Below are 16,622 nucleotides of genomic sequence, written 5' to 3' on the forward strand. Positions count from 1 at the left end.
TCTACAGCGCGCGGCGCATGAAGAGGTCCTCCAGCGTCTCGCGGCGCGGGGTCACCTCGACGACCTGCGCGCCCGCGCTGAGCGCCTTGTCCAGCACCTCGCGCACCCGCGCCTCGCCCTCCACGTCGACCACGACGACGTCGCCCCGGCGCGAGGCCGCGAAGCCCGTCGCGCCGAGCTGCGCGAGCAGGCCGTCGGACGCGCCCGCCAGCGTGACGTCGGTGCGCAGCACGTCGCCCCGCAAGAGCTGCCGGATCGCGCCGCTCACCACGACCTGGCCCTCGCGCAGGATCGCCACGCGATCGCACATCGCCTCGACGTCGCTCAGGATGTGCGTCGAGAAGAAGATCGTCCGCCCTTGGTCGCGCTCCGCGAAGATGAGATCGCGCACCTCCTTGCGACCCACCGGATCGAGGCCGCTCATCGGCTCGTCCAGGATCAGCATCTCCGGATCGGCGACCAGCGCGGCGGCCAGCCCCGTGCGCTGCAGCATCCCCTTCGAGAGCCGGCGCACCTGCCGGTCCGCCGCGTACGCGATCTTCACCTGATCGAGCACCTCCATCGTGCGCCGGCGCAGCGCCGCGCCGCCCATCCCGGACAGGCGGCCGCAGAGCTCCACGAACTCGCGCGGGGTGAGGTAGGGGTAGACGTACGGGTTCTCCGGCAAGAAGCCGATCTTCCGGCGCGCCTCGGGCGACGGGACGCGCGCGCCGAACAGGTACGCCTCGCCGCCGGTCGGGGAGATGAGGCCCGTCAGCATCTTGATCGTCGTCGTCTTGCCAGCCCCGTTCGGGCCGAGAAAGCCGAAGATCTCGCCGCGGCGCACGCCGAAGCTCACGCCCTTGACCGCCTCGACCGCCTTGCGGCGCAAGAAGCCCACCCGGAACGTCTTCAGGAGGCCGCGGACGTCGATCAGCAGCTCGCCGTCCGGCGCCTCGCCGCCCGAAGGGGGCGGCGAAGCGCGCCCTCCGCGCTCCTCGACGAGCGGCTCCGCTCCGCTGCTCATGCGCCCTCCTCGCCCTCGGCGTGCTCGCCGGACGTCCCGTCGCCCTGCCGCGCCCGGCTGCGCGCGCTGGCCGCGCTGTACTCGTGCAGCTTGTACTGGATCTTGCGCGGGCTGATGCCGAGGATCGTCGCCGCCTTCGAGGTCGAGCCCTTGCACGCCTCGAGCGTGCGCAGGATCGCGTAGCGCTCCAGGTCGTAGATGGTGCTCCCGGGGATGCGCGGCATCGCGTCGGCCGCCTCGGCCGGCTCGGACGACATCTGCGCCGGCAGGTGCCGGGGCTCGATGCGCGGGCCGTCGCAGAGCACCGCCGCCCGCTCGATCGCGTTCTCCAGCTCGCGCACGTTGCCGGGGAACGAGTAGCTCGTCAGCGCGGAGAGCGCCTCGTCCGTGAACCCCTCGATGCGCTTGCCGTTCTCCTGCGCGTAGCGCCCGAGGAAGAACGTCGCGAGCTCGGGGATGTCGCTCCGGCGATCGCGGAGCGGCGGGATCTCCAGGGTGACGACGTTGAGGCGGTAATAGAGGTCCTCGCGGAACAGGCCGTCGGCGATGCGCTGGCGCAGGTCGCGGTTCGACGCGGCGAGGATGCGCACGTCCACCTTGAGGGTCTCGTTGCCGCCGACCCGCTCGAAGGTCCGCTCCTGCAGGAAGCGCAGGAGCTTCACCTGGGTGGCGAGCGGGATCTCGCTCACCTCGTCCAGGAACAGCGTGCCGCCGTTCGCCTGCTCGAAGCGGCCCTCGCGGCGCCCGACCGCGCCGGTGAAGGCGCCGCGCTCGTGGCCGAACAGCTCGCTCTCCAGGAGCGACTCGCTCAGGGCGGCGCAGTTCAGCCGGACGAGCGGCGCCTTCGCGCGCGGGCTGGCGCGGTGGATCATCTCGGCGACGAGCTCCTTGCCCGTGCCCGTCTCGCCGATGATCAGCACGCTCGCGCGGCTCGGCGCCACCTGCTCGACCAGCCGGACGAGCTTCACCATGCTCGGGTGGCTCGCGATCACATGGCCGAACGCGTTGCGCTCGCGCAGCCGCTCGCGCAGCCGCGAGTTCTCCTGGAGCAGCTTCGCCCGCTCCACCGCGCGCTCGACCACGACCGCGAGCACCGAGAAGTCGAGCGGCTTGGTCAGGTAGTTGTACGCGCCCTTCTTCACCGCCTCGACGGCGCTCGAGATGGTGCCGAACGCGGTCATCACGACGAACGTCGCGTCCGGGAGGGCGAGCTGCGCCTTCTCCATCATCCGGATGCCGTCGAGCCCCGGCATCTTCAGGTCGGTCAGCACCACGTCGGGCGCGAACTCCTCGAGCTTGCCGAGTGCCTTGAAGCCGTCCGCCGCGGTCTCGGTGGTGTACCCTTCCTCGCGCAGGATCTCGGAGAGCGCCGCGCGCGCGTTGGCCTCGTCGTCGACGATCAGGATGCGCCCCCGGGATGCCATGGTGGCTTTCCTAGCATGCGCGCCCGCGGAAATGGGCGGCTGCACGGCCCCGGCGCGGCCCCGGGCGGGGGGCGCCCGGGCCGCGCGGGGTCAGCCGTCGAGCACGATTGTGACCGGGGCGCGGTCGCGGCAGCGCGCCGCGCGGGCCGCGCGGGCCGTCCGCCGACGGCGCGCAGGGAGCTCGAGGGCGGCCGGAGCGACCGCGCATCAGAGGGCGGCGATACGGCACTTATCGAGCCGTGCGGCGCGGTTGTCGCGAACCTGCCGCCGTCGAAAACCGCTGTTTCGTGTGCCGCCCGGAGTGGTACAACGGGCCGCGCGCGAGGTCCTATCGTCCCGATTGGCGGGCGTTTCCTTCATCGATCTCGCGGATGAGGCTCGATGCATACGCTTCTGAAGGTGTTCGCCGACATGCCCCGGCGCGCTGCGCTCACGGCGCTGCCGCTCGTCGGCTGTCTCACGCTCGCGGGCGCCGCCGAGGCGCAGCAGCCGCAGCCGCCCTTCGGACCGCAGCCGCCTCCGGGCCAGCCGGCGCAGCCGCAGCCGCCCTTCGGGTCCGAGCCTCCTCCCGCCCAGCCGGGCCCCTTCGGGCCGCAGCCCGGCTTTTCTCCGGGCGGCGCGCCGCCGCCTCAGTTCGGGCCGCAGCCGGGCTTTTCTCCGGGTGGCGCGCCGCCGCCTCAGTTCGGGCCGCAGCCGGGCTTTTCTCCGGATGGCGCGCCGCCGCCTCAGTTCGGGCAGGCGCCCGCGCCAGGCCAGCCGCCGCCGGACGCGAGCTTCTCGTTCGGCGCGCAGGCGTCCGCCGGCGAGCAGGGCGTCCAGGCCAGCGCGACGGCGCCCCGCTCCGCCGCGTGGGACGAGCAGGAGCGCGCGCTCTCGCTCACCGAGCAGCCGAACCTCTGGGGCTCGACCGGCCTCCTCAGGACGTCGTACGCGGGCTCGGGCGCGCCGGGCACATTCCGCGTGTCCTTCCTGCTCGACTGGTTCTCCACGAGCGGCTTCCTCTGCGATCCGGCGGAGTCGACGCCCGCCGGCCAGCCGATCACCTGCGGCCCCGACGCGCGGGAGGACTCGGCGAGCCACGTGGGGGCGTTCTTCGCGCTGAACGCGACCCCCCTGCCCTTCCTCGAGGGCTACGCGGCGATCCGCACGTTCGCGAACGCGAACGATCAAGGGCGTCCCGGGCTGCTGCAGGTGCTCGGCGACACGACGCTCGGCGTGAAGGCGTTCACGCCGCCGAAGATCGGCAAGCCGCTCACCTTCGGCGGCGAGGCGCAGCTGCTCCTGCTGAACGGGACGGGCGACGTCGGCCTGGCCGGCGGCGGCACGAGCGCGGTCTTCCGCGGGCTCGCGTCGCTCGACCTGCGGAAGCCGGAGGGCAAGGGCTTCCCGCTGCGGTTCAACCTGAACCTCGGCTACAAGCTCGACAACTCCGGCGTCCTCGTCGAGGAGGTCGAGCAGCAGCGGGCCAAGGCGTTCACGGACGGCCGCGACAGGCAGCCGATCACGCGCATCGAGCGGTTCGGGCTCGGCATCAACCGGGTCGACTTCTTCCAGACCCACCTCGGCGTGGAGATGCCGCTGCCGAAGGTGCAGCCGTACCTGGAGTACACGCTCGACATCCCGGTGAACCGGCAGGGCTACGAGTGCCACACGAGCCGCGTGTCGCGCGGCGACGTCTGCCTCGGGCTCGACGACTTCGCGTCGCCCGATCCGCAGAACCAGGGCGGCCCGGGGTACGCGGCGGCGCCGTCGCGGCTGTCGCTCGGCGTGCGGGTGACGCCGTTCGAGAAGGCGTTCCGCGGGCTCTCCGGGCACGCGGCGTTCGACCTCGGGCTGTCGGCGACCTCCGTGTTCATTGAGGAGGTCGCGCCGCAGGCGCCGTGGACGCTCTATCTCGGGATCGGGTACGCGTACGACACGAAGCAGAAGGAGCCGCCGCCCGCCCCGGCGCCGCAGATCATCAAGGAGCCGCCGCAGCTCGTGCCTGCGCCGCAGAGCTTCGCGCGCGGCTTCGTGCACGAGCAGAACAGGCCCGACGCGGCGGTGGCGGACGCCATCGTCACGGTCGAGGGCGTCCCCCAGCCGCCGTACGCGACGGGGCCCGACGGCCGCTTCCTCACGCGTCACCTCGAGCCGGGGACGTACACGTTCAACATCCGGGCGAACGGCTACAAACCGGGCACGTGCCAGGCGACGATCCCCGCCCCCGGGGCAGCGCCTGGGCAGCCCGGCGGCTTCGGCCCGCAGCCCGGGCAGCTCGATCCCTTCGGTCCGCAGCCGGGCGCCTTCGGTCCGCAGCCGGGCGCCTTCGGTCCGCAGCCGGGCGCCTTCGGTCCGCAGCCCGGGCAGCCTGGCGCCTTTGGCCCGCAGCCGGGGCAGCCCGGCGCCTTCGGTCCGCAGCCCGGCGGGTTCGGTCCGCAGCCCGGGCAGCCTGGCGCCTTTGGCCCGCAGCCGGGGCAGCCCGGCGCCTTCGGTCCGCAGCCCGGCGGGTTCGGTCCGCAGCCCGGGCAGCCCGGCGCCTTCGGCCCGCAGCCGGCGTTCCCTGGCGCGGCGCCGAGCCCGGCGCAGCCGCAGGGGCCCACGTTCGTGGACGTCGATTGCTCGCTCGAGGCGCTGCCGAAGACGGGGAACGTCGTCGGGACGGTGAAGGACGCGGAGAGCGGGGATGCGGTCGCTGGCGCGACGATCCGGCTGACCGACGCGACGGGCCGCGAGCAGACCGCGACAGCCGACGCGAGCGGCGCCTTCCGCTTCCCCGACCTGCCGGCCGGCGCGGTGACGCTCAAGGTCGAGGCGCAGGGCTACATGAACCACGTCAACCAGGCCGACGTCCGGACGAGCGAGGACACGCGCGCGCAGCTCACCGTGAACAAGCGGCCGAAGGTCTCGCTCGTGAAGGTGCAGGGCAACGAGATCAAGATCTCGCGGCAGATCCACTTCGAGACCGACTCGGCGAAGATCCTGGGCGACTCGAACGCGCTGATGGAGGAGATCGCGGACGTGCTCCAGCGGAATCCGAACATCCGCAAGGTCGAGATCCAGGGGCACACCGACAACACGGGCGGGCGAGAGCACAACCAGACGCTCAGCGAGGCCCGGGCGAACTCGGTGCGCGCCTGGCTGAGCAAGGCCGGCGTGGACGGCTCGCGGCTGGTCGCGAAGGGCTACGGGCAGGACCGCCCGGTCGCGCCGAACGTCACGCCCGCGAACAAGGCCAAGAACAGGCGCGTGCAGTTCATCATCCTCGAGAAGTGATCCGGGCCCGCCGCCGGGCGGCCCTCGTCGCGCCCACGCCCCCGGCGTCGCTTGTCGGCGCCGGGGGGTTGCGATAGGGGCATGCGCATGATGAAGCCGGTCGTCGCGGGCACATTCGCCGTGGTGATGGGGTGCGCGGCGCCCTCGCCAGCGCCGGACGCGCGGCCGGCCGAGAGCGCCCAGCCCCCGTCGGCCGGCGCCTCACCGGAGGCAGCGACCGCAGGCGCGGCCGAGGTGGCGTCGGCGCCACCGCCGACGGACGCGGGGACGCCGGGGCTGCCGCAGGACGGAGGCGCGCGCACGGCCACCGAGACGGCGGCGGACGGGACGCTCCAGCCGGGATCGGCGCCCATCGACGCCGGCGACGCGGCGTCCGCCTTGTCGACGGAGAAGGTCATGCCGGCGCTCGAGAGCAAGGACCTCACCGAGCGGGCCAGCGCGCTGTTCGACGCCATCGTGAAGAACGAGCCGGCGCTGGCCGAGGCATTCTGGTTCCCGAAGGAGCCGTTCATCCCGCTCAAGGACGTGAAGGACCCCGGCAAGTACTGGGACAACCTCCACGCCGCGTACCTCAACGACGTGAAGGCGATGCACCGGAAGCGCAAGAGCTGGGAGGGCGCGCGGTTCGTCGGCTTCCAGGTCGGCTCCAGGCCGAAGTGGGTGCCTCCGGGGGACGAGGCCAACAAGATCGGCTACTACCGCTCCCTGCACGGCAAGCTGAAGTACGAGCTCGACGGGAAGCCGGCGAGCCTCGACGTGCACACGATCATCTCCTGGCAGGGCCGCTGGTACATCACGCACCTCGGCGACTTCAAGAAGCGCTAGGCCTCCGCACCGCTCGCCGCGGCGGCGCGCCGCGCGCGGGCAAGGAACCCAGGAAACGCCATGGAACAGGCGCGATGCGTCGCGAGCGGGCTGAGGGCGCGGTACGACGCCGTCCGGGCGTTCACGGAGTCGCTCTGCGCGCCGCTCTGCCCCGAGGACCACGTCATCCAGTCGATGCCGGACGCGAGCCCGGTGAAGTGGCACCTCGCGCACACGGCCTGGTTCTTCGAGACGTTCGTGCTCGGCGAGCGCGCCGGGTACGCGCCCTTTCACCCGCAGTTCGGGTACCTCTTCAACTCGTATTACGTGAGCGTGGGAGAGCGGCACAGCCGCCCCCGGCGAGGGGTCCTGTCGCGCCCGACGGTGGACGAGACCTACCGCTACCGGCGCCACGTGGACGAGAGGATGCGGGAGCTCCTCGACGAGCTCGCCGCGGGCCGACACGTCGATGACCTCGCGTTCGCGATCGAGGTGGGGCTGCACCACGAGCAGCAGCACCAGGAGCTCATCCTGACCGATCTGAAGCACGCGATGGCGCAGAACCCGCTGCGCCCCGCGATCTTCGGCGGCGCGCCGCCAGGCCGGCGCGGCGGCGGCGCCGGGGAGCTCCGCTACCTCGATCAAGCCGAGGGCGTGCGCTGGGTCGGCCACGGCGGCGGCGCGTTCGCGTTCGACAACGAGGCGCCGCGGCATCGCGTGTTCGTGGGCGCTTTCGCGCTCGCAGAGCGGCCGGTGACGTGCGGCGAGTACCTCGCGTTCATGCAGGACGGCGGCTACTCGCGGCCGGAGCTCTGGCTCTCGAGCGGCTGGGACGCGGTCGTGGCGAACCGGTGGGAGGCGCCGCTCTACTGGGAGCGCCGCGAGCGCCATGACGACAGATTCCAGCTGTTCACGCTGCACGGGCTCCGCGAGCTCGACGTCGACGAGCCCGTCTGCCACGTGAGCCATTACGAGGCCGACGCCTACGCCCGGTGGGCAGGAGCGCGCCTCCCGACCGAGGCCGAGTGGGAGACGGCCGCGCAGGGCGCGCTCGCCGGCGCAGAGGAGGTGCCCCGCGGCGCCGCGCCGGGCGAGGCGGCGCTCGAGGGGAACTTCGCCGAGCGCGGGCGGTACCACCCGGAGCCGGCGGGCGCGCCCTCGCGGCAGGGCGCCCCGCGGCAGCTGCTCGGCGACGTGTGGGAGTGGACGTCGAGCGCGTACGCGCCGTACCCCGGGTTCCGCCCGTGGTCCGGGGCGCTCGGCGAGTACAACGGCAAGTTCATGAGCAGCCAGCTCGTGCTCCGCGGCGGCTCCGCCGCGACCCCCGCGAGCCACATCCGCGCGACCTACAGGAACTTCTTCCCGCCGGACGCGCGCTGGCAGATGAGCGGCATCCGGCTGGCCCGCGACCTCTGACGCGGGCTTCTCCTGGACGCTGCGCCGGCGCGCCACCATGGTCCCGGCGTGGCGCCGCTCGTCTCCGTCTTGCTCCCGTACCGGCAGGCGGAGGCGACGATCGAGGAGGCGCTGGAGAGCGTGCTCGCCGAGCGCGACGTCGACCTCGAGGTGATCGCCGTGGACGACGGCTCGACCGACGCCGGCCCGTCCACTGTCGCGCGCATCGCGCAGCGCGACCGCCGCGTCGTTCCGGTCGCGGCGGGCGGCGTGGGGATCGCCCGGGCGCTGTCCCTGGCGGCCGAGGCGGCGCGAGGCGAGCTCCTCGCGCGCATGGACGGCGACGACATCTCGGTCGGCGGCCGCCTCGCGCGGCAGGCCGAGGCGCTCCTGAGGGATCCGCGGCTCGGCGTCGTCGGCGCGCGCGTCGAGGCGTTCGCGGCCGGGCCGGTCGGCGAGGGCATGCTGCGCTACGTGGACTGGCTGAACTCGATCCTCACGCCCGAGGATCACGCGCGGGAGATGTTCGTGGAGTCCCCGCTGTGCCATCCGTCGGTGATGCTGCGGCGGAGCGCGCTGGAGCAGGTCGGCGGCTTCCGCGAGGCCCCGTGGGCCGAGGACTACGACCTGTGGCTGCGCCTCGACGCCGCGGGCGTACGGATGGCGAAGCTCCCGGCGCTCGGCCTGCGGTGGCGGCACCGCGAGGGGCGCGCCACGTTCGCGGATCCGCGCTACGCGATCGCGCGCTTCCTGGAGGCGAAGGCCCACTACCTCGCGCGGAAGCTGGGCCCGGCGCGCCCGGTGGCTGTGTGGGGCGCGGGCAAGACTGGCCGGCGGCTGGCGAGGGCGCTCGCCCGGAACGGCGTCCTGCCGGAGCGGTTCGTGGACATCGATCCGCGCAAGATCGGCCGGACCGCGCAGGGCGCGCCGATCGTCGACCCGTCGCGGCTCGAGCGGGGCGCGCAGACGCTCGTCGTCGCCGTGGGGGCGCGGGGAGCGCGCGCGCTCATCCGCGAGCACCTCGCGGCGCGCGGCTTCGTCGAGGGCTCCGACTATGTGTGCGCCTCCTGAGCGCGCGTTTGCAAATAGCGCGGCTATTTGCAAGCGCGCGCGCTGATGGGAGGATTCGATCCCAAGCGATGCGCGTCCCGGTGCTCACGAGCAAGCTCGACTTTCCCCCGCCTGAGCGCGCGACCCCGGAGGGGATCGTCGCCGTGGGCGGCGAGGCCTCGCCGGAGCGGCTCCTGGCCGGCTACCGCCGGGGCATCTTCCCGTGGCCGCACGACGGGCTGCCGCTGCTCTGGTTCTCGCCGGATCCGCGCTTCGTCCTGCCGCCGCGCGAGGCGCACATCCCGCACTCGCTGCGCAAGCGGGTGCGTCGCGGCGAGCTCGAGGTGCGGACCGACACGGCGTTCGCGGACGTCATGCGGGCCTGCGGGGAGGCGCCGCGGCCCGGGCAGCGCGGCACGTGGATCACCGAGGAGCTCATCGCCGGGTACACCGCGCTGCACGCCGCCGGGGTCGCGCACAGCATCGAGAGCTGGTCGAACGGCGAGCTCGTCGGAGGCCTCTACGGCGTGTCGCTGGGGCGCATGTTCTTCGGCGAGTCGATGTTCGCGCGCGCGCCCGACGCGTCGAAGGTCGCGTTCGCGACGCTGCTCGGGAACCTGGTCGACTGGGACTTCGCGCTGGTGGACTGCCAGGTGTACACGGACCACCTGGATCGCTTCGGCGCCGTGGAGTGGCCCCGGCGCGAGTTCCTGCGCGCGCTGAAGACGGCGCTCGACGCCCCGACGAAGATGGGCCCGTGGCGCTTCGACCTCGAGCCCGCGCAGGCGATCGAGCGGCTGATCCTGCGGTGATTGCACCCCGGGCGCGGCCAGCGCTGGTCGGCCCGCGGCGCTAGGAGCGCTCGCCGCTCGAGTCGTCCTTGATCTCCCGGAGCAGCTCCTCGATCCGCCGCTGGGCGTCGGGCCCCTCGTCGTAGAAGAAGCGCAGCGTCGGCACGACGCGCAGCCCCATCGTGCGGGCCACGTCCCGGCGCAGCCGGCCCGAGGCGGCCTCCAGGCCCTTGAGCATGGCGCGGCGCGACGCCTCGTCCTCCGCCCCGAACTCGTGCCGCACGTGCACCTTCGCGCTCTGCAGATCGTCCGTGATCTCCACGCGCGACACGAGCACGCCTCCGATGCGCGGATCGCGCATCCCCCGGAGCAGGTTGGACAGGTCCTCGCGGAGCCTTTCGGCGACCCGCGTCGCCCGCTTCACCGTGCCACTCATTCGTCGTCCTCTGCGTCCTCGAGCATGTCCGAGGCCGCTCCGAGATCTCCATCGTCACGATCGAGCGCTTGCTCGATGCCGCCCTGGACCCCTGCCCCTCCCTCACCGAACGGCACGATCTCGGTCGCGCGGTCGGTGAGGACGGCGTGGGGCAGCGATCCGGCCATCGCGGCCACGTCCGCGAGGACCCTGTCGCACATGGCCGCCGAGTTCGAGACCACCGCGACGCCGAGCGTCGCCCGCCGCGGATCGTCGAGCACGCCGACCTCGGCGATCGACACGCGCATCCGGGCCTGCGCCCGCTCCTTCAAGGAGCGCACCACGCTGCGTTTGTCCTTGAGGGAGCGGGCCCCGACGATGTCGAGGCGGAGGCGGAGGACGCCGACGAACATCCGGGGAGGCTCAGAGCTTCGTCTTGATCTCTTCGATCTCGAAGCTCTCGATGAGGTCGCGTTCCTTGATGTCCGAGTAGCCGTCGAGCGAGATGCCGCACTCGAAGCCCTCGACCACCTCTTTCACGTCGTCCTTGAAGCGGCGCAGCCCGGAGAGGCGCCCCGTCCAGATCACGACGTTGTCCCGGATGAGGCGCGCCTCGGCGGTGCGCTTGAGCGAGCCGCTGATGGCCATGCAGCCGGCGACCGTGCCCGCCTTCGTGATCTTGAAGACCTGGCGGACCTCGGCGCGGCCGAGGACCTTCTCCACCTTCGTCGCGGGGAGGAGCCCCTCCATCGCGCTTCGGATGTCATCCACAGCGTTGTAGATGATGTTGTAGAGCCGGATCTCGACGCCCTCGTTCTCGGCCAGAGCGCCCGCCTTGCCGGCCGGTCGGACGTTGAAGCCGACGATGATCGCCTTCGACGCGACCGCCAGGTTGACGTCGCCCTCGGTGATGCCACCGACCGCGCCGTTCACGATCGTGACCTTCACCTTCTCGGTCGAGAGCTTCGCCAGCGCGTGGGTGATCGCCTCGACCGAGCCCTGCACGTCGCCCTTGATGATCAGCTTGAGCTCGAGCTGATCGGCCTCCTGCAGGTTCTTCGTGATCGACTCGAGCGAGACGCGCGAGTCCTGCGGGATCAGCGTCTTCGACGCCTTCTTCCGGCGGGTCTCGGCGATCTCCTCTGCGGTCTTCCCGTCCTTGACGGCGTGGACGGGATCGCCCGCGCTCGGCACCTCGGCGAGGCCGAGGACCTCGACGGGCGTCGCGGGGCCGGCCTCGGCGACGGAGCGCCCGAGCTCGTCGGTCATCGCCCGGACCTTGCCCCACGCGGCGCCGGCCAGGAGGATGTCGCCCGTGCGGAGCGTGCCGTCCTGGACCATGACGCGCGCGACAGGACCGCGGCCACGATCGAGCAGGGCCTCGATGACGGTGCCGCTGGCGCGCTTCTTCGGGTTGGCGCGGAGGTCCTGGACCTCGGCGAGGAGCAGGACCGACTCGAGGAGCTGGTCGATGCCCGTCCCCATCTTCGCCGACACGCTGGCGAACATCGTCTCGCCGCCCCACTCCTCGGGCTGGAGCCCGAGCGCGGCGAGGTCGCGCTTGATCTTGTCCTCGTCGGCGCCGGGCTTGTCGATCTTGTTCACCGCGACGATGATCGGCACCTTCGCGGCCTGGGCGTGCGAGATCGCCTCCTTGGTCTGAGGCATCACGCCGTCGTCGGCCGCGACCACCAGGATCACGATGTCGGTCAGCGAGGCGCCGCGGGCGCGCATCGCCGTGAACGCCTCGTGGCCCGGCGTGTCGAGGAAGGCGATCGTGCCGCGCGGCGTCTCGACGCGGTAAGCGCCGATGTGCTGGGTGATCCCGCCCGCCTCGCCCTCGGCGACGGCGGCCTTCCTGATCCGGTCGAGCAGCGACGTCTTGCCGTGGTCGACGTGGCCCATGACGGTGACGATGGGCGGACGGATCTCGACCTCCTCATCGGTGTCGGTCCCGGCCTGCATCGCCGCGGTCAGCGTGTCCTGCTCGCTGACGGCCACGTCCTCGACGCTCCAGCCGAACTCGCTCGCGAGGATCTTCGCGGTTTCGGCGTCGAGCGTGCTGTTGATGTTCACGCCCGTCATGCCCATCGACAGGAGCCGCATGAGCACGTCGGTCGCCTTCAGGCTCATCTTCGCGGCGAGCTGCTGGAGGGTGACCTGCTCCTCGATCTTGATGACCTTCTTGTGCGAGGCCATCTCCTGCGTGGAGACCTGGACCGGCTTGCGCGGGAGAGAGCCGCCTCCCGGGCGCGGCCGCCCGAACATCCCCGGCCGCGTGTTCCGGCCGCCGGTCATGGGCCGACCGCCCGGACCGAAGCTGGGACCGCCGGGGCGCGCCTGCTGGGCGTTGGCGCGCGGATCGTAGGTCGTGCGCCGCGCCGGCGGCGGGCCGGTGCGGGGAGCGGGCATCGTGACGCCGGGACGACCCTGCCAGACCTCGATGCCGGTCTTCGGCGGCGAGGACGGGCGGCGCGGCGCCTGACCCGCGGCGCCGGCCGCATCGTCCGGCCTGGGCGCAGGAGCGGACGCAGGCGGCGACGTCGGACGGGACGGCGGGCGGGACGCGCCCGTCGGCCCACCAGGCCGCTGCGGCGATGCACCGGGCGCCGGCCGGGATGAGCCCTGCGCCGGAGCGGATGCAGCCGGCTGCGGACGGGCCGGCGCCGGTGTCGCGCGCGCCGGCGTCTGCGCCGGAGGCTGGGCCGCGACGGGCGCGGGCACAGGCGCGGCGGGCGCGGGTGTCGCAGGCGCAGCAGCCTGCGCCGGGGCGGGCACCGGGGCCACAGGCGCAGGCGCGGCGGGCGCAGGCGCGGCGGTGGTCACGGGCGGCGCCGCGGCAGCGGGAGCCGCAGGCTTCGGCTCGGGCGAGGTCGCCCTCGCCTCCGCGGATGCAGGCTCAGCGACAGGCGCGGGCGCTGCGGGAGCGGCGGCCGCGACGGGCGGTGCAGCCGCAGCGGGCGGCGCAGCCGGCGGCGCTGCAGCAGCAGGCGGCGCTGCAGCAGCAGCCGGCGGCGCTGCAGCAGCAGGCGGCGCTGCAGCAGCAGGCGGCGCTGCAGCAGCAGGCGGCGCTGCCGCAGCGGACGGCGCTGCCGCAGCAGCGGGCGGCACAGCCGGCGCCTCCGCGGCGAGCGGCGCAGCCGAAGCGGGCCCGCTGGAGGCGGGGGTCGGCGCGGGCGCGGGCTCGCGCGGACCCGTGGCGGCGACCACCGGCTCGGAGACCGGCGCCGCGGGAGCTGCGACGGGAGCGGTGGGCGGCGGCGGAGCGGGGCGGCGGACCTGCGCTTCTTCCTGAGCAGCGCGCTCGAGCGGCGGAGAGGTAGAGGGGGGCGCAGCCGCGGGCCGGGAAGGCGCCGGCTCCGGAGCAGCGCGCACGGGCGCCTCCGGCTCGGGCTCAGCCCCGGGCCGCGCGCGGCGCTTGACGACTGTCGGGCGGATCCGCTCCTCCACCACCTCAGGCGACTTCTGCCGCTCGAGGTGCCGCTTAACCCGCTCGACGACGTCGGATTCGACGGCGCTCATGTGATTGCGCACGTCGCCAATACCCATGGACTGGAAGAGCGCGACCAGCGTCTTCTGGTCCATGTTCAGCTGCTTGGCGACCTCGTAGACCCGGACTTTGCTCATGCACCTCGCTCCACGTTAACCAATCCGCCTCACCCATCCGCGCGGGCGACGATTTGCGGCCACTCTGTCCACCGTCGAGGCGCGTCCAGTAGATCCGGACACCGCCCCCCTGCCCCCGACCGCGCCGCCTTCCCCGGTCCCCGGCGCAGTAGCAAGAAGCCGACCGGCCCCGCACTCTGACACCAGCCGCTCGTCGCCGCTGGCAGGCGCGCCCTCCGGGCTGCCAGGTTGTGTCCTGACATCCTCGAACGCCCGACGAGGGGCAGACCTGGGGTGCTCGGATTGCACCCCCGCCTTGCCCGTTGCGCGGCGAGGCCCCGGGCCAGCATGGCCAGGCGCATCCTTCCGCGGCTCGGGGCTCCCGCCCTCGTCACCCTGGTTCTGTCGGGCGGCCGCGTTGCGCGCCGGTCGCCCCCGCCGACCAGCGCTGCGGCGCCTGCCCTCCGCTGAATCTTCGCCCCGCTCGACGCGGGCGCACGTGTCCACGACGTGAACTGCGTTCGCGACGGCGGCCGCCATCGACGCCGAGGAGATGGCCATCACGGCCATGCCGCGCTCACGCGGGCCGCCCGCGAGCGCGCCCAGCGCCTGCTTGCTGCCCCATGCGACGGCGCGCCCGTCCGCGATCGCCCGCCGTACCTCCGGCAGGTCCGCGCCCGCCGCCGCGTCGCTCGCGACCAGCACGAGCTCGGCCTCGCCCCGCGCGCACGCCGCCGCGACCGCGTCGGCGCCGAGCGCCGAGCGCTGCGAGCGGACGGCGGAGCGGACGAGCCCCTGGAGCCGGCGCTCCGTCGCTTCCCGGATGGCCCGCGCCAGCGAGACGGTCGTGAGCGGCTCCACGCCCGGCGCAGCCTGATCGCCGGCGCCCTCCGCGCGCTCGGCTGCGCCCGCCACGATCGCGTGAACACGCCCCTTCGCGGCGCGGGCGAGGCCCCGGGCGACCGCAGCCGCCAGGCAGTCCTGCTGCGGGTGCACATGCGCGCCCCGCCCGAACCCGCCGTCGCCCGGATCGACCGCGAGCACGCCGCCGGGACCGAGGATGAGCCGGACGAGCGGACGGGCGCCGCGGACGTCATCGACGCCGACGCGCTCCCCGCAGCCGACGCACGTGCGCACGCGCCCCTTCTCGAAGGGCTCGCGCTCACCTGCGTCGCTCTGTCTGCTCACCGCTGATTCCATCCTCGATCCTCTCGACCTCCAGCCTACGCGTGCCTGGCCTCCGCGGCACGGCGGATATCCGCCCGCGCCGCATCGAGCACCTTCTGCTCGCTCTCCACGAACTCCCGCGCGCCTTGCTTGATCGCGCGCGCCTTCTTGATGCCGAGGCCGGTGCGGATCGCCAGCCGATCCTCGTCCTCGCGCAGCAGGTCCTCCACGCTGCGGTACCCGGCCTCCTCCAGCAGCACCACCGTCCGGTCGCCCACGCCGCGGATGAACATCAGCCGCTCGCGGTCGGTGAGCGGCTCGGTGCGCGAGCTCGCGGAGCGGATGCGCTCCTGCCGGAGCCGCTCCATCGTGGTGTCCGCCTGCGCCTTGATCCGCTCGGCGGCCTCGGCGCCGCCGAGGCCCGGGATGGCGGCGAGCTCCTCGACGGACGCCTCGCTCACCTCTTCCAGCGCGCGGAAGCCGAGCCGGTACATGGACTTCGCGATCTGCTCCGTCACGACGTCCATCTGCTGGAGGGCGGAGATCGCCTCCTCCTCCATCTGCTTGAACTTCGTCTCGCTGATGATGTCGAGCTTCCAGTTCGTCAGCTGCGCGGCGAGCCGCACGTTCTGACCCTTGCGCCCGATCGCGAGCGAGAGCTTCTCGTCGGGGACCACGAGCTCCATGCGCCCGTCCGCCTCGTCGACGATCACCTTGTGCACCTCGGCCGGCTGGATCGCGGCGATGACGTAGCGCGCCGGGTCCCGGTCGAACGGCACGATGTCGATCTTCTCGCCGCGCAGCTCCTGGACCACCGCCTGCACGCGCGAGCCCTTCATGCCGACGCACGCGCCGACCGGATCGACGTCCGCGTCGCGGCTGGTCACGGCGATCTTCGAGCGGGCGCCCGGCTCGCGGGCGACCGACACGATCCGCACGATGCCCTCGTAGATCTCCGGGACCTCGGCCTCGAAGAGCTTCTCGACGAGGCGGGGGTCGGAGCGGGAGAGGATGACCTGCGGGCCGCGCGCCTCGCGATCGATGTCCTTCACGTACGCGACGATGCGGTCCCCGGGCCGGTACGTCTCGCGCGGCGTCTGCTCGCGGAACGTGAGCACGCCCTCGGTACGGCCGATGTCGACGATGATGTTGTTGCCCTTCTCGAACCGCCGCACGATCCCGCGGATGAGCTCACCCTTGCGGTCCTTGTACTCGTTGAAGATGAGATCGCGCTCGGCGTCGCGCACGCGCTGGAGCAAGACCTGCTTCGCCGTCTGCGCGGCGATGCGCCCGAAGGTCGTGCGGCCGTGCTTGAGCTTCAGGATGTCGCCGTACTCCTTGTCCTGATCGCGCGCCTTCTCGGCGTCCTCGGGGCGCCAGAAGACCTGAAAGCCGAGCTCCTCGCCCAGGGTCGCGTCCAGCTTGAGCTTGTCCACGTCAGTGATGGAAATCTCGCGCTCCGGCTCCGTCACGGCCTCGACCACGGTCATGTACTGGAAGAGGTCGATCTGACCGCTGTCCTCGTTGAAGCGCGCCTCGAGCTCGCGGGTGGGGCCGAAGACGCTCTGCGCGGCCTTCAAGATCGCGGCCTCGATCGTCTCGACAAGGATCTTCTTGTCGATCCCTTTCTCCTTCGCGACCTGATCGAGGATGCTGCCGAGGCTCGTCTCCGAGGTCGGCATCGCTGCCATCGTTGCCATGACGTCCCT

General features: G+C 72.9%; 12 protein-coding genes and 1 pseudogene. 5 read left to right on the forward strand and 8 right to left on the reverse strand.

Going from position 1 to position 16,622, the window contains the following annotated elements:
• Position 1 precedes the first annotated feature (1 nt).
• Positions 2-1,006, reverse strand: a complete 1,005-nt coding sequence (locus tag WME89_RS36685; RefSeq protein ID WP_438004272.1) for an ABC transporter ATP-binding protein — start codon at positions 1,004-1,006, stop codon at positions 2-4.
• Positions 1,003-2,430 (reverse strand): sigma-54-dependent transcriptional regulator, encoded by a 1,428-nt coding sequence (locus tag WME89_RS36690; protein WP_438004273.1) that lies wholly within the window; start codon positions 2,428-2,430, stop codon positions 1,003-1,005. The genes WME89_RS36685 and WME89_RS36690 overlap by 4 nt, the downstream gene beginning before the upstream one ends.
• Before the next feature lie 381 nt (positions 2,431-2,811).
• On the opposite strand from WME89_RS36690, the gene WME89_RS36695 reads away from it, so the two are divergent.
• The 5 genes from WME89_RS36695 to aat all read left to right on the forward strand — a co-directional run bounded on the left by WME89_RS36695 (position 2,812) and on the right by aat (position 9,746).
• Positions 2,812-5,685 carry a carboxypeptidase regulatory-like domain-containing protein gene (locus tag WME89_RS36695; protein WP_438004274.1) on the forward strand — a complete coding sequence of 958 codons (2,874 nt, stop codon included), beginning with the start codon at positions 2,812-2,814 and terminating at the stop codon, positions 5,683-5,685.
• 87 nt (positions 5,686-5,772) lie between these two features.
• Complete coding sequence (locus WME89_RS36700; protein ID WP_438004275.1) at positions 5,773-6,510, forward strand: hypothetical protein; 738 nt, start codon at positions 5,773-5,775, stop codon at positions 6,508-6,510.
• 60 nt (positions 6,511-6,570) lie between these two features.
• Positions 6,571-7,905, forward strand: a complete 1,335-nt coding sequence (gene egtB, locus WME89_RS36705; RefSeq protein WP_438004276.1) for an ergothioneine biosynthesis protein EgtB — start codon at positions 6,571-6,573, stop codon at positions 7,903-7,905.
• 48 nt (positions 7,906-7,953) lie between these two features.
• Positions 7,954-8,955: a glycosyltransferase gene (locus tag WME89_RS36710; protein ID WP_438004277.1), complete on the forward strand. Its 1,002-nt coding sequence runs from the start codon at positions 7,954-7,956 to the stop codon at positions 8,953-8,955.
• 68 nt (positions 8,956-9,023) lie between these two features.
• Entirely contained in the window at positions 9,024-9,746 is a 723-nt protein-coding gene (aat, locus tag WME89_RS36715; protein WP_437619304.1) for a leucyl/phenylalanyl-tRNA--protein transferase, read from the forward strand.
• 40 nt (positions 9,747-9,786) lie between these two features.
• Here the strand turns inward: aat and rbfA are convergent, their stop codons facing one another.
• The 6 genes and pseudogenes from rbfA to nusA form a co-directional block, all read right to left on the reverse strand.
• The gene (gene rbfA / locus WME89_RS36720) at positions 9,787-10,161 is read right to left on the reverse strand and encodes a 30S ribosome-binding factor RbfA (protein WP_438004278.1); all 375 of its coding nucleotides are present in this window, start codon (positions 10,159-10,161) and stop codon (positions 9,787-9,789) included.
• Positions 10,158-10,553 (reverse strand): DUF503 domain-containing protein, encoded by a 396-nt coding sequence (locus WME89_RS36725; protein ID WP_437619307.1) that lies wholly within the window; start codon positions 10,551-10,553, stop codon positions 10,158-10,160. Before WME89_RS36725 ends, rbfA begins: the two co-directional genes overlap by 4 nt.
• A gap of 10 nt (positions 10,554-10,563) precedes the next feature.
• Entirely contained in the window at positions 10,564-12,552 is a 1,989-nt protein-coding gene (infB, locus tag WME89_RS36730; RefSeq protein ID WP_438012016.1) for a translation initiation factor IF-2, read from the reverse strand.
• Positions 12,553-13,623: 1,071 nt separating this feature from the next.
• A pseudogene (locus tag WME89_RS36735) lies at positions 13,624-13,767 on the reverse strand (translation initiation factor IF-2 N-terminal domain-containing protein); the annotation flags it as partial.
• A 15-nt stretch (positions 13,768-13,782) separates the two neighbouring features.
• Positions 13,783-14,934 carry a YlxR family protein gene (locus tag WME89_RS36740; RefSeq protein ID WP_438004279.1) on the reverse strand — a complete coding sequence of 384 codons (1,152 nt, stop codon included), beginning with the start codon at positions 14,932-14,934 and terminating at the stop codon, positions 13,783-13,785.
• Between the two features lie 35 nt (positions 14,935-14,969).
• Positions 14,970-16,613: a transcription termination factor NusA gene (gene nusA / locus WME89_RS36745; protein WP_437619311.1), complete on the reverse strand. Its 1,644-nt coding sequence runs from the start codon at positions 16,611-16,613 to the stop codon at positions 14,970-14,972.
• Positions 16,614-16,622 lie beyond the last annotated feature (9 nt).

Source organism: Sorangium sp. So ce321 (assembly GCF_051530195.1).
Taxonomy (GTDB): domain Bacteria; phylum Myxococcota_A; class Polyangia; order Polyangiales; family Polyangiaceae; genus Sorangium.